Origin of the sequence: Bacillus sp. JJ1764 (assembly GCF_036962145.1) — a bacterium.
Lineage (GTDB): Bacteria > Bacillota > Bacilli > Bacillales > Cytobacillaceae > Neobacillus.
In genome coordinates this window covers 1-14,329 of the sequence record NZ_JBALNY010000149.1, presented here as the reverse complement: position 1 = coordinate 14,329, position 14,329 = coordinate 1, and the positions used below count along the sequence as shown (strand labels likewise).

10 protein-coding genes and 2 riboswitches are annotated in these 14,329 nt (G+C 39.6%); all 10 genes read right to left on the bottom strand.

Annotated elements, in window-relative coordinates; genetic code table 11:
- Positions 1–503 precede the first annotated feature (503 nt).
- Complete coding sequence (gene ptsG / locus V7083_RS19040) at positions 504–2,564, bottom strand: glucose-specific PTS transporter subunit IIBC (RefSeq protein ID WP_335480871.1); 2,061 nt, start codon at positions 2,562–2,564, stop codon at positions 504–506.
- Positions 2,565–2,743: 179 nt separating this feature from the next.
- The gene (gene glcT / locus V7083_RS19035; protein WP_335480869.1) at positions 2,744–3,586 is read right to left on the bottom strand and encodes a glucose PTS transporter transcription antiterminator GlcT; all 843 of its coding nucleotides are present in this window, start codon (positions 3,584–3,586) and stop codon (positions 2,744–2,746) included.
- 112 nt (positions 3,587–3,698) lie between these two features.
- Positions 3,699–4,826 (bottom strand): ABC transporter permease, encoded by a 1,128-nt coding sequence (locus V7083_RS19030; RefSeq protein WP_335480867.1) that lies wholly within the window; start codon positions 4,824–4,826, stop codon positions 3,699–3,701.
- On the bottom strand, positions 4,819–6,003 hold the full coding sequence (locus V7083_RS19025) for an ABC transporter permease (protein ID WP_335480865.1): 1,185 nt from the start codon (positions 6,001–6,003) through the stop codon (positions 4,819–4,821). The genes V7083_RS19030 and V7083_RS19025 overlap by 8 nt, the downstream gene beginning before the upstream one ends.
- A gap of 12 nt (positions 6,004–6,015) precedes the next feature.
- Complete coding sequence (locus tag V7083_RS19020) at positions 6,016–6,954, bottom strand: ABC transporter ATP-binding protein (protein ID WP_335480873.1); 939 nt, start codon at positions 6,952–6,954, stop codon at positions 6,016–6,018.
- A gap of 241 nt (positions 6,955–7,195) precedes the next feature.
- Complete coding sequence (locus V7083_RS19015; RefSeq protein WP_335480863.1) at positions 7,196–8,524, bottom strand: NCS2 family permease; 1,329 nt, start codon at positions 8,522–8,524, stop codon at positions 7,196–7,198.
- A gap of 111 nt (positions 8,525–8,635) precedes the next feature.
- Positions 8,636–8,737: riboswitch (purine riboswitch) on the bottom strand.
- A gap of 99 nt (positions 8,738–8,836) precedes the next feature.
- Complete coding sequence (gene guaA, locus V7083_RS19010; protein ID WP_335480861.1) at positions 8,837–10,375, bottom strand: glutamine-hydrolyzing GMP synthase; 1,539 nt, start codon at positions 10,373–10,375, stop codon at positions 8,837–8,839.
- Between the two features lie 98 nt (positions 10,376–10,473).
- A riboswitch (purine riboswitch) is annotated at positions 10,474–10,575 on the bottom strand.
- A gap of 74 nt (positions 10,576–10,649) precedes the next feature.
- A complete protein-coding gene (locus V7083_RS19005) occupies positions 10,650–12,875 on the bottom strand; it encodes a transglutaminase TgpA family protein (RefSeq protein ID WP_335480859.1) in 2,226 nt (741 codons plus the stop codon).
- Positions 12,872–14,089: a DUF58 domain-containing protein gene (locus V7083_RS19000; protein WP_335480857.1), complete on the bottom strand. Its 1,218-nt coding sequence runs from the start codon at positions 14,087–14,089 to the stop codon at positions 12,872–12,874. The genes V7083_RS19005 and V7083_RS19000 overlap by 4 nt, the downstream gene beginning before the upstream one ends.
- Positions 14,090–14,329 (bottom strand): AAA family ATPase (locus V7083_RS18995; RefSeq protein ID WP_438823748.1); only part of this gene is annotated, 240 nt, incomplete at its 5' end.

The following is a 14,329-nucleotide window of genomic DNA, read 5'->3' as shown; positions in this document are numbered from 1 at the left end:
TTTCAAAGATCAATGTCGGTCACTTCCTTCAGAAGCAACTCTACTAATATATCACGTCGTTTGTTTCGTGTCAACATTTTTTGTGAAGTTTTTTATTATCACAATGTTGTTAACCCGTCTTTAACGACTGCTTTAATACTATAACACCGTGGGCATGGTGAGTCAACAGTTAATTTCAATTTATATTGCGGGAATTTTTATACAGAAGGGTCTAGTCTTTTTTCAGAATCTAAAGAGCATTTATAACCTTTTTCCCGCCCCTTCTATTAGACATCTCTCTTATTTTCTTCGTATTCATCCTTGAGTGCTACTATCGGAATTCTCTTATCGCTTTTTACGACTACCCACCCTTGAGAGCCCGTCCATCAATTATCTCCCTCTAGTCTACGTTTATAGCATGTATTCAAAAATCCCTTTACTACCAAGATCTCCTTATTACAAATAAAAAAGCTGACTCTTAAAAGGAACATCCTCTTGTTTGAGCCAGCTTCATTATATATAAATTATCTAGAAATTTTAACAATACCTTCTTGCTTGGCTTCAACCAAACCTTGTTTTTCAATAACCACTTTTTCACCGTCTGTTAAGTTTGTGAAGATGATTGGAGTAATCGTTGATTTTGCGTTTTGTTTAATATAGTCAATGTCAAACTTCAATAGCGGTTGACCCTTTTTCACAATGTCATTTTCTGCTACTAAGGTTTCGAAACCTTGGCCTTTTAGATTCACTGTGTCCAATCCAACATGAATAAGGATTTCGTGACCAGCGTTGGATAAGATGCCGATTGCGTGCTTTGTTGGGAATAAGTTTACGATTTTACCGTCAACAGGTGATACGATCAAACCTTCTGCAGGTACGATTGCAAATCCGTCGCCCATCATTTTTTCTGCAAATACTGGATCTGGCACTTCTGAAATCTTCTTAATCTCTCCTTTAATTGGAGAGACAAAGTTTTCATCGATTCTCCTTGTATAATACAAAGCGTTAGGAGTTAATCCTTCCACCTGTTGTCGTATCCCTTTTTCCGGCTCTTTTTCCATCACACGCGGCTTTTTACCATTCATAATGTCATTCATTTGACTTTTTATGGTTTCTGAACGCGGTCCGAAGATTGCTTGAATATTATTGCCTACTTCAAGAATCCCGGCAGCTCCTAGTCTCTTCAAACCTTTTTTGTCTACATTTTTAATATCATTTACAGAAACACGAAGACGGGTAATACATGCGTCTAGGTGTGAGATATTCTGCTGCCCTCCCATAGCTTCAAGGATTTGATAGGCCAGATCACCAGCTAAACTTTTTGATTCTTCTATAGTAATTTCAGTATCGTCTTCCCTTCCTGGTGTTATGAGATTCAACTTTGTTATCGCAAAGCGGAAAACAAAATAATAGATCACTGCGAAAACGAATCCTAACAGAATTGCAATCCACCAGCGCTCTTTTCCTGGAAGTATTCCGAATAAAACAAAGTCAATCGCTCCACCCGAAAATGTATATCCTAAGTGAACTTTAAACAAAGCCAGCAATACAAACGAAAGACCATCCAGGACTGCATGGATAAAGAATAAAAGTGGCGATACAAATAAAAACGAAAATTCCATTGGTTCAGTAATACCTGTTAGAAAAGAAGTTAAGGCAGCAGAACCCAATAGTCCTGCTACTAACTTTTTCTTTTCAGGACGTGCTGTATGATACATTGCCAACGCTGCTGCGGGTAACCCAAACATCATGATTGGGAATTCTCCCTGCATAAAATAACCTGCAGTAAGTTTTACGTTATCTTTTAATTGCGCAAAGAAGATAGTCATATCTCCATGTACAATTTGCCCTGATTGCGTTTTATATGAACCAAATTCATACCAAAATGGCGCGTAAAAAATATGGTGTAATCCAAACGGAATTAATAAACGTTTAATAAAACCAAAGAAGAATACAGCTATATAGGTTCCACTACCAAGTAACCATTCAGATGCACTATTCATACCATGCTGAATCGGTGGCCAAATAACTAATAATAATAAACCAGTAATTAACGAGAAAGCTGCTGTTACGATTGGAACAAATCGTTTCCCCGCAAAGAACCCCAGAAAGGATGGCATTTCAATATCATGATACTTATTGTAAGCAAAGGCAGCTATCAAACCAACAATAATACCACCAAATACCCCAGTCTGTAATGTATGAATTCCTAAAACAGTTGCATAGGATGGGTCACTACTTACCATCTTCGCAGTAACTCCCGCCCATGAGCTCATTACCTGGTTTAACACTAAATAACCAACAATAGCAGCAAGAGCGGCGGCACCATCTCCTGCTAAACCTAAAGCCACCCCTGCTGCAAAGATCAAGGCTAAGTTACCAAAAATTATGGATCCAGCATCCTCCATCACGTTTGCCACTAACTGAACCCAATGAACATTTAAAAACGGTAGATAAAGTAGCGTAGTTGGCTGTTGGATGGCATTACCAATTCCTAACAGCAAGCCTGCAGCAGGTAAGAGCGCAACAGGGAGCATTAGGGCTTTACCTACTTTTTGCAGAACGCCAAAAGCATTTTTAAACATTGTACCACCCCCAATAAAAATTAACTTTAGCCCATTATAGTATAGGAAGTAACAATAAAAAGGCATGAGTAAAAGTTCAATTGAAAGAAGAGATAGGTATAGATTTTCCCCAAATCTCCTTATCAACCAATCCTTTTCACTCATGCCTGATAAAATCAGTAACACGCAAAAAATAATGACTATTTAAATTTGTTTTGTAAACGCTGTAAATGCATGGTAAGATAAACCGCTTCTGCATCGAATACTTTCATTTTTAATGTATGTTGCATCACTTTGATGAGCTTCCATGCGAGATTATAGCACACGGGATATTCTTCTTTCAAGAGACTAGCTATTTTATCGGGTTCAACGACTTTTTCTCCTTTTTCCACACGATCAATCGCGAAACGGAGATGACGAACCAGTCTCATGTAATCAATACTATCCTTATCAATTACGAGATCAAATCGTTCTTCGACCATCTTCACCAGTTTGGTGACAAGCTGAGAGTATTGGTTCACTTCAGAAAGAGTTCGCTTGGTAATTGCACTGTGAATGTGTAACGCAATAAAGCCAGCTTCTTCGTGAGGAAGGGAAATTCCAGTTTTCTCTTTAATAATCTCCACCACTTCAAGCGCTATTTCATATTCAAATCGATATAAGGCCCTAGTTTCCAGTAAAATTGGGTTCCTAAATTCCATTCCTTGCGAAACCCGGGACAAGGAAAACATAATATGATCGGTTAACGCAACGTGGATATGCTCATTTAATTGTGAATTAGTTCGTTGTTTGATATGTTCTATCGCAGAAATAATCGCTTCATGGTGATCATTACTTAAAAAGGGTAGTAATCGAATGTAATTTTCTTGTTCCTTTTCATTCTTTAATACAAACAGTTTTTCCGCTTTTTCCATATCAATATAATCGCCATTTTTTCGATTAAATCCGATTCCCTTCCCAATGACGACAACTTCTTCATAGGAAGGGTGTTCAGCAATTAACACATTATTATTTAAGACTTTATCAACTAAAAGTTTAGCCATACCCTTACTTTCCCCATTTCGCCCAAATAACATCAGTATTTTCATACTATCAATAGAAGAAACAGGAAGTCAACGACAATTATCGACAAATACTTGAAACCCCCTTGGAAATTTATTCAAAACGCATTCCTCTTAACCCAATGATATAAAACAGCACAGAAAAGCCAATTAACGCCATTGAATCCTTAAACATAGTTCCTCCATGAAGACTTCCACTTATGATTTCTTTAAATCCTGACATTGCCCAACTTTGTGGAACAACTAAAGCAATTTTTTGCATTATATCCGGAACAAGCTCAATCGACCAATAAACGCCTCCTAGCATACAGGTACTTACAATTAAAATAGCGCTTAAAGCTCCCGCCTGTTGCTTCGTCTTTACAAGCCCAGCAATCATTAATCCGAATCCGGTAACCGTTATGATCACGAGTGAGGCGAACGGAATTAAATAGACTAAATTCCCCCAACCAGTATCAAACATGACACTCATCGCAAGCATTAATACGGCCAATTGAATCCAGCCCATTAAAAAATAAGACAATAAATACCCCGCCATAATTTCTGATTTACGTGCAGGAGATATTAATAACCTTCCCCAGGTTCCGCCAACTCGTTCATCCAAAATGGTGGACGCTGCTCCGGAAAGTCCGAACATCATAAACATGATGGCAAAACCAACAAACATTAAATTAATGTCCACTAATTTATTACTATCCTTTTCAACCGTTTGTTTTTTAACCATAATCCCCTTATGGTCGGCTGCTGCTTCTAACAATTTAGGAAAAGCTTCGGAATTTATTTTTTCAGCCGTTTGATAGGAACTAGCAATTAATCTCGCAGTTCCCTGAATATGTTGTTCTAAGGCAAGATAATTTTCTGTTTTCCTTTGAATGATGACGGTAAAGATTTGCTCTCCTTGTTGAATCTGATTTTGAGGGTGATCAGGTATGACAATGGCTGCTATGGCATCCTCGTTTGAAACATTTTCCTTGGCTTTCTTTAACGATGCTTTTTCCCATTTATAATTTTCATCCTGTTTAAGGAGCTGTGCAATCTGATTGCTAGTCTGATTATCAGAGGTAATAATGTTTACTAACGGTTTAGTCTGTCCAGATTTGACAGCGATTCCTCCAAAAATTGAACCAAATAAACACGGCATGACAAACATCAGTACCCAGGTTCCTGGAGATTTAAATAATTTTTTTAGATTAAAGGCAACGAGCGATCTTATTTTACGCATATTTACCTCTCCTTTCCATCGAAAGGCGGATCAGACCAATGGCAAAGAAGAAGATTCCCAAGCCAATCGAACTAAGCACTGCTGGCATGATTTTGGTTAAAGTAGCCCCGGACATTAAATCCAAATAGGTTTGCAAGGCAAGTCCGTTCGGTAAGACCTTCGTTATGGTAATAACCCAATCCGGAAAAATATAAAGGGGTGCCATACTTCCCCCTAAAGCCGCCATGATTTGTGTTCCAAACATGCCCGCCACACCGAATGCTTTTTCTGTTTTTACAAAAGATCCGGCCAATATCCCTAACCCACAAGCACTAATGACAAACGCTATTGTCATCAAAACAATTCCTGATACTGATTTCCCCCAGTTAACATCAAACAATAACTTGGTTCCGATAATGATGATAAATGCTTGTAATAGACAGATAATCACAAGGCCGAGCATTTTTCCTAAAAGGTATTTCGTGTAGGTTAAATTTGTCAAAAGCAATCGTTGATATACATTCTGCTCCTTTTCGCGAATCATCATGTTAACACCCTGAACCACTGTCATTAACAAGAACATTACGCCCATGGCCGCAGCATAATACTGAAATGAGCCAACAGGTTTTGTTTTAGCATCAACGGTGGATTCTTTTATAAGTTTCTTTATTGGCAGCTGCTCTTGAATATTCATTTGCGCCGTTCCACCTTGAACAGGCTGTGCCATTTGTGCCGACATCATGCCAACAGGAATCGAACGGGAAAATTGTTCAATAACAGATTGAACAATCATTGCTTTGATGCCTGGGTCTGGAACTGTTACTAGCTTTACTTTTGTTTGATCCCCCGAAATTAACGATGAGGTAAAGTCAGGTTCAATGATGATGCCAATCTCCAGAGTGTGATCCTTAATTTTTCCGAGCAAGTCATGTTCATTATAAAATTTGATTCGAATTTGCTTTGATAATCCCTTAGATAGTACATCATGGGTTAAAACTTTACTTAACTGACCTTTGTCTTGGTTAACGACACCCAAAGTAAATTTTTTTATCGTCACATCTTTTTCAGACATAAGATTACCAAATGCAGCCCCCAATATAGAGATTAACAACAGAGGCATCGCAATAAGAGTTATAAACGCCTTCTTATCACGGACAATCAGTATCAGGTCCTTCCAGGCAAGCCACCAAAAATTCATGACTATTCCCTCCTAGTCCCGTAAATTCCGGCCAGTTAAATGTAAGAATACGCTTTCAAGATTAGGCTCAACTATTTCCATTGAAGTAATTTTTGCCCCAGTATTCGTTACTGACTGGATCAACTCACTCAAAACAGTATTAGGTTCCTTATGTAAAACGGAAATTTGATGATCCTTTATTTGAATATCTTTTTCCAAAAAACTTTTAGCTAAAGTGGTTTTAATGAGGTCAATCTTTGCTGCATCGGAATCGACGGTTACATTTATTCTAGAATGATCACCATTGGTTTCCCTTATTTCCTTCAGGGTCCCACAAGCAATTAACTGACCATGGTCAATAATCCCAAGTCGTTCACACAGATATTCAACTTCCTCCATGTAATGGCTCGTATAAATAATCGTCATCCCTTCGCCATTTAATCGTTTAACCGTTTCCAAAATGTGATTTCGTGATTGCGGGTCAATTCCGACTGTCGGTTCATCCATAATTAACATTTCCGGACGATGCAGGATTGCCGCCCCAATATTGACCCTACGCTTCATGCCCCCTGAAAAAGTATCTACTTTATCCTTGGCCCTTTCTCTTAATCCAATAATTTCAAGCACTTCATCAACATTTTTCTCCAGCTCTTTCCCACTTAAATCATACATCCTGCCCCAAAACTTTAAGTTCTCTCGCGCTGACATTTCTTGATAAAGAGCAATTTCTTGTGGGACAACACCAATTAATTTTTGTGCCTGTTTTGGATTCTTCACCACATCAATGTTCTTCACCTGAATGGCTCCTGAAGATGGCGGAAATAGACCGGTAATCATATTGATTGTGGTCGACTTTCCCGCTCCATTTGGACCAAGCAAGCCAAAGGACTCTCCTTTTTCAACAGCAAACGAAACATCCTTTACGGCTTCAATTTGACCAAATCTCTTACTTAAATTTTGAACGGTGAGCATTTTCATTTCAATCACTTCTCCATTCGCACTCGACTTCCACCTTTTATCATACAAAAGCAAATTGAGAAAAAATACATTTCTATACAAAAATTACTAATATTTTAACAAATCGGCTGTGTTCAACGACACTATTGATTTTTTGTACCCTTGTTGAATGGAGCTTAAATCAACAAGACAAGTTTAAGAGAGCCAACAAATGAAAAAAGAACTGCCATGATGGCAGTTCCCTATGCGAAAAATTCTATTTTAAGAAAATAAAATATAAGATAAAAATGACAAAGAATAAATACATGATTGGGTGAATTTCTTTGATTTTCCCTTTAACAATCATGGTAATCGGGTAGAAGATGAAACCAATGGCAATTCCTGTTGCAATGCTGTAGGATAACGGCATGGCAATCATTGTTAAAAAGGCTGGAACTGCAATTTCAAATCGTTTCCAATCGATGTGCCCTAAAGAAGATACCATTAGTACTCCGACAATGATTAAGGCTGGCGCTGTTACCGGCGCTGTAATAACCGATAAAAGCGGGAAGAAAAAGATCGATAAAATAAATAGTCCTGCTGTTACTAAAGAAGCAAATCCTGTTTTTGCACCGGCTGCTACACCCGCTGTTGATTCAATATAGGAAGTAGTCGTTGAAGTACCTAGAACAGCACCCACAGTAGATGCTACAGAGTCAGACAATAACGCTCTTCCCGCACGCTCTAGCTTACCGTTTTTCATTAAGCCAGCTTGATTTGCTACTGCTACAAGTGTACCTGCATTATCAAAAAAGTCGACAAATAAGAAAGTCAAAATAATTCCTAACATTCCCGTAGTATAAAAAGAACTGTCGCTAAAGGATGAAAAAGCGGCCCCGAAAGTTGGCTCCAAGCTAGGTACCTTACCAACGATTTGGTGAGGCATTTTTATTTCACCTGTAATCATTCCAGCAATAACCGTAATAATCATTCCATAAAATACTGCACCATTAATCCCTTTTGTCATCATAATCACTGTTACGACGATTCCGAAAATAGCAAGAAGGGCATCCGGAGCAGTTAAATCACCTAAACCGACAAGGGTTGCATCATTATTAACAATAATATGTGCGTTTTGCAAACCAACAAAAGTAATAAACAAACCGATACCGGCACCAACCGCATGTTTTAATTCAATAGGAATCGCATTGATGATCTTTTCGCGAAGACCTGTTAGAGTTAGTAAAAAGAAAAAGATACCGGAAATAAGAACTGCACCTAATGCATGCTGCCATGGAATTCCGCTTCCTAATACCACAGTATAAGCGAAAAAGGCGTTTAACCCCATACCAGGTGCCAAAGCAAGGGGATATTTTCCGATAAGTCCCATAATGATCGATCCAATTGCTGAAGCCAATGCAGTCGCAACAAAGACCGCACCTTGATCCATTCTTAATGCTTCCGGAAAATCCTTTACCGAAGCTAATGACAATGTTAACGGGTTTACTACTAAAATATAGGCCATCGCCAAAAATGTTGTCATCCCGCCAATAAACTCACGACGGTAATTCGTACCCAGTTTTTCAAACTCAAAATACTTTTGCATTTCTTCTCCTCCTCTATGAATCTTGCATTTTTTTACATAAAAAACGCTCCGGCATTTTCTACCGGAGCGTTGACAAAGGCATGTGACATAAATAGAAGAGAAGAAACAAAGTCTCTCTTTTATCACTGCCGTAGTCAAGCCATTTACGGTGGCTCGGTAGAAACTCTTGGGCCCTATCCCCAATATTATACGACTGTATTCGACAATATTCTTATTTCCACTATTATTGTAACAGCGAAATATCATTTTGTAAACAAAAAATACGAACGATATAAAAAATTAATTTTATATCGTTCGTATTTTAGTTAAAATCTATTCCCACTCGATGGTTGCAGGTGGTTTGCTGGTAATATCGTACACGACTCGATTCACATGAGGAACCTCATTAACAATTCGAGTTGAGATCACTTCTAATACATCCCAAGGGATTCGTGCCCAATCCGAAGTCATTCCATCAATGGATGTCACCGCACGAATGCCAATTGTATAATCATACGTTCTGGCATCACCCATGACGCCTACACTGCGAATGTCCGGTAATACCGTGAAATATTGCCAAATATCACGATCTAAGCCAGCCTTTTTAATTTCTTCACGGAGAATCCAATCAGATTCACGGACAATTTCCAATTTATCATCTGAAATCGCCCCAAGAACACGAATACCAAGCCCTGGACCAGGGAATGGCTGTCTCCAAACAATATCATCCGGAATGCCAAGTTCCGTACCAAGTGCACGAACCTCATCTTTAAACAATGTATTTAATGGTTCAATCAGCTTGAACTGCATATCTTCCGGAAGACCGCCGACGTTATGATGTGATTTAATCGTTTGAGCTGTAGCTGTACCGCTCTCGATAATATCTGTATAAAGTGTTCCTTGTGCTAAGAACTCAATTCCTTCAAGCTTGGCCGCCTCATCATCAAACACATAAATAAATTCATTGCCGATAATTTTACGTTTTTTCTCAGGGTCAGAAACACCTTCCAGTTTAGATAAGAAACGCTCTTTCGCATCCACTTTAATGACGTTCATATGGAAGCCTTCAGTAAAGGTCTTCATGACACTATCCGCTTCATTTTTTCGCAATAATCCATGATCAACAAAGATACAAGTTAATTGATCGCCGATGGCTTTATGAATCAATACAGCTACCACTGAAGAATCTACCCCGCCGCTCAATGCACAAAGAACCTTTTTATTACCAACGGTTTCACGGATTTTCGCCATTTCCATTTCAATGAAATTTTCCATGGACCAGTCTCCGCTGCAATTACAAACGTTAAACACAAAGTTCTTCAACAATTCATTTCCATAGACAGAATGGCGAACTTCGGGATGGAATTGTACCGCATAAAGCTTCCGAGCTTCATTACTCATGGAAGCAATCGGGCAAGAAGCACTTGTTGCATCCACAGTGAACCCTTCCGGTGCTTCAATAACCAAATCTCCATGGCTCATCCAAACCACCTGTTCATCCGGCAGGCCGCCAAACAGCGCGGATGGGTTCTTCACTTCCGTTGTTGCCTTTCCATATTCGCGATGCTTGGCCTGCTCGACCTTGCCGTCAAAGTGAACTGTCATTAATTGCATGCCATAACAAATCCCTAGGATCGGTAAACCCATTTCAAAAATCTCTTCATCACAGCGGAATGAATTTTCGTCATAGACACTATTCGGGCCGCCAGAGAAGATAATTCCCTTTGGATTCATTTGACGAATTTCTTCTGCCGTAATCGTATGCGGATGAAGCTCACTATACACGCCAAACTCACGAATTCTCCGTGTAATCAACTGGTTATACTGACTTCCAAAATCCAAAACTACAATCAAATCTTGCTTTTCGGTCAAAACAGCCACCCCTATTTCTAAAGTATTTTTTAGTTTTNNATCCTCTCCCTTGAAAGTCTTCAGGAAGGCAGAATTCTAGTTCTCTCGTAATTTCTCGCTCGAAAAAATTCTGCCTTCATAGTCGGACCATTTGCGGCGGACCGGTAGAGACTCTCGAACCCTATTTTCGAGGATATATGAAGGAAACGTTCTATATAGAAAAGCCCAAGCAATCATGTAAGCTTGAGCTAGTCTTCAATTTATCACATATTGTAACAATAGGTCGTTTTACCGGTCAAGCGATTGTCTTTTTAATTAAATTTTCCCACAATTTACGGTCCTCTTTCCAGCTTCCCTCAGGAAGATTTCTTGAATAGAGGAATTGTTCATAACGGCTGGTTAACCGTGTCATTTCCCTGCTTGAAAAAAATTGATCTACATATATTGCATAGTTTCTGAGTGTTTGGTGATCTTTCCGCTTCAAACCATAACGTTCCAACTGTTGCAACAACACCAAATAGGCAGTACCATAGGCCTCGTCTTGTCTATTAAACCGGAATCTCAGCAAGATCAAATACGGCAGCCATTTACCCCTTACTCTATAAAGAGCTGTAACGGTGGCTGAAATTAGGATCATAATGAGAGTGAGCAGCTTCCAATTTTCCTTGAAAAAGATTTGAATCATTCTCCAATTGTTTGAAACATCAGCAGATTTTTCACTCTGTATTTTGGTTGCCTCTGGATCCCTTTCAGGTTTCTGAACCGGTTTATTAACGGAAGGTGGTGCAGGTGTTTGGTTCCCAGAAGAAGGCTGCTCCGTCCCAAAGTCAATATCGATTGGGTTACTGAATCCCTTTGTTGGTTCAAATGGCACCCATCCTAGATTAGGAAAATACACTTCTACCCAGGAGTGGGCGTTTTTATTCTTCACCTCGAAAATTTGAGTTCCTGAAGTCCCTTCTCCAAATTTTACAAATTCACCACCGTTGAATCCCTTTACCCAACGGGTTGGAATTCCAATCGAACGCAGCAGTACAGCCATCGAACTGGAAAAGTTATCACAGTAGCCTTTTTTTGTTTCAAATAAAAACTGATCGACATAATCTATATTTTTCCCTGGAACAGCTACGTTTTTCTGATCGTACGTATATTCGTTACTGCTAAAGTAACTTTCAACCACCTTGGCTTTGTCGTACCAGTTTGTTTCCCCCGCTGTGATTTTCTCCGCAAGCACCCGAACTCTATCCGGCAGTTTGTCCGGCACCTGAGTATAACGCTTGTAAAATTCCGGCGCTAGAACAGCCGAATTGTATTCAGTCGTTGCCTTTAATTCCGTTTCTGTATATTCCGGTACTTCAAACTCTACGGCAAATGTCCAAGGGATTGAAGGACGTTGTTTGTGATTGTAATAACCAATTCTTTCAATATTTTTATCAATCAAGAACACATTCCCATCCGGGTCAATTGGTGAGATTTTCAACACCTTTTTAATTCCAAATGGATACATGAGATATGGGTATTGATAGTTCCCATTCGTTTTGACAATGGCTGTTTCCTTTGATATTTTTAATGTGCTCGGAAAAGCAACAATCGGAACACTCTCATCTTGCTCATACGTAATAGTGGCTGCCCCCGATGGAATCCAGCCCTTTCCGGTATAAGTATCCTTCGTTTCCATTTTCCAATAAAACTTCCCTGATGCTTCGTACTTAAAAACCGGTTTATTATCAGCGATAAATGGACCACCTAATGCAGCATCATTGGTTCCATAACCCACTCTATGTGGTCCGGCACCTCCACTTCCCGCTTCACCCTTTTTCCCAGTTGCTTTTAAATAGGGCACAGGGTCGGGCCATAACGGAGCTGCCTTCGGGGTCATGATACCGAATAAAACACTAATGGCAATCATACCTAGAATCGGCACCATCCATTTTTTAAAAGCTGCAGGTTGATTATGGAGTTTTTCTTTATGCTGCATTCGATAGTACGTCAGCATGCCCATCACGGTAAACCCTACAATAACGGTTCGGACAATCGCCGTTTTAGCACTATATGTAGTAAAGGTATCGAGCACTGTAATGTACACAAGTGTCAAAAAGAAAAAGATAAAAATTCGGCTCCGTTTGATCAGCCAATAATGAATTAAGTACACCATCAGCCACAATAATATAAAAAATAATAGTGAACGAAATTCATTCGACAATTCGTTCCAATCTCTTGAAGCTATGTAGCCAATGTTATGAATGAGATCGGAACTGAAGTCCTTTAGCCATTGAAAATGAAAGAACCCCTCGTCAAAATACAGCCGGTTCATGGAAATCAAAATAATTAACAGATTGATGAGACCATGCCAAAACCATTTTATCTTTAAAAAGAATAACCCAAACGAAACAAGCAGAAAGCCGATAAACATTTCAATACCATTTGTTTTTGTTAATTCCTCAACTGGCCTGAGCCATTCCCATAACAGCATAAAACCAAGGAAATATAACAGGAAGGTTGGAAAGTCCCTCTTCGTCATCGGATCATCACCTCCGAAAAGGCGGCAGCAAATTGCCCTTCATGTACCAGTACAACCCTAACTCCCCGTGCATTTGCCATCGCAATCAGTGAAATCTCATTTTCCGCAGGTGTTTCGTTTTCTCCTTTTATTAAAAATAGGGTAATCGCACCTTTTCTTTGTCCAAGGAAACTCGCCTTTTCAATTAATGTTTTAGAAAGTTGCGCGGTCACAAGCATAAACGAAACAGATTGTTGGATAAATACTCCATCTGTATCCATCACTTTTTCAAATACCACATTGCTCTTTGCTTCCACTTTTGCTAAATGATAAAACAATTCCTGCAGATGCTGCTCGCCACCTCGGATCGGGAAGGACGCCTTGTCTTTGCTGACAGTTAGCAGCCCAGTTTGGGCCCCTTTTTTCAAAACTGCCCGCAGTAAAGAGGCTGTAAAGGAAACCACTGCTTCAAATCGTTTATCCGGCACACAATCCATCACCACATATACATCATGAGATTGTCGCTGCTCAAATTCCTTTGTCATGATCTCATTCCGTTTAGCACTGGCCTTCCAGTTAATCCAGGAAAACCGGTCGCCCGGCTGATACTCTCTCACTCCAACCGCCATTGTCGTGTCCCGCTGGACCCGCTCCCTTGAAGCTGTAAGTCCCTGATCATACTGGTTTTCAAACTGCCGATAGAGCAACTCAGTAAAAGCAGGGTACACAATCAATTTTCCTTTTGCCTTATGCGTTTTTACTTTTTCAAAAAGTCCAAGTGGATCACCTGTTTTTATTGTAAACGAGTGAAAATGATGTTCCCCACGGGGCAGTTTATGAATGGTATAGTCATAGGAAAACTCCTTTTTCATTCTAGGAATCAGCAAGGTTTTCGGGGATTCAGCCATTTCGGCAAATTTTAAGGCATCACATAATTGGTCTTCAACCAGTGAATAGAAGAGCGGAAATGCCCTCGAACGCTTTATCGTAACCGTTACTTTGAGCGATTCTCCTGCATTGTAATCTGTTTTTTGCAGAGTCCTTGTTACCTCTAGATCTCCTAAGGAATACATGGATAAAGCCATACAATAAATGGCAAACGGGAGGAAACTGTAGAAAAGGAACCAGCTGACGAATCCGCCTTGAAACATGGCATAAGAAAAGGTCAGCAGAATAAGGAACAAAAGCATAATAAACTTCCAAGCTTTTTGTAAAAAGAATTTCAGCTTCCTCATTTATTTCACAAGCCTTTGAACAGGTACCGGCACTCTTCCGACCACATTGCTCACTACCTCTTCTGCCGAGAAGCCTTCAAATTTTGCTTCCGATTTTAAAATAATCCGGTGAGATAACACAAATGATGCTAAATACTGAACATCATCCGGTAAAACATATTCGCGTCCAAACATGAAGGCATAAGCTTGGGCCGCTTTCATCAGTGCAATCGATCCCCGTGGGCTTGCACCGAGATATAC

Excerpts from the sequence above, each read along its gene's own strand:
- V7083_RS19015 (WP_335480863.1), bottom strand. The coding sequence starts at position 8,524 with ATGCAAAAGTATTTTGAGTTTGAAAAACTGGGTACGAATTACCGTCGT.
- V7083_RS19005 (WP_335480859.1), bottom strand. The coding sequence starts at position 12,875 with ATGACGAAGAGGGACTTTCCAACCTTCCTGTTATATTTCCTTGGTTTT.
- V7083_RS19000 (WP_335480857.1), bottom strand. The coding sequence starts at position 14,089 with ATGAGGAAGCTGAAATTCTTTTTACAAAAAGCTTGGAAGTTTATTATG.
- ptsG (WP_335480871.1), bottom strand. The coding sequence starts at position 2,564 with ATGTTTAAAAATGCTTTTGGCGTTCTGCAAAAAGTAGGTAAAGCCCTA.
- V7083_RS19025 (WP_335480865.1), bottom strand. The coding sequence starts at position 6,003 with ATGAATTTTTGGTGGCTTGCCTGGAAGGACCTGATACTGATTGTCCGT.
- V7083_RS19030 (WP_335480867.1), bottom strand. The coding sequence starts at position 4,826 with ATGCGTAAAATAAGATCGCTCGTTGCCTTTAATCTAAAAAAATTATTT.
- glcT (WP_335480869.1), bottom strand. The coding sequence starts at position 3,586 with ATGGCTAAACTTTTAGTTGATAAAGTCTTAAATAATAATGTGTTAATT.
- V7083_RS19020 (WP_335480873.1), bottom strand. The coding sequence starts at position 6,954 with ATGCTCACCGTTCAAAATTTAAGTAAGAGATTTGGTCAAATTGAAGCC.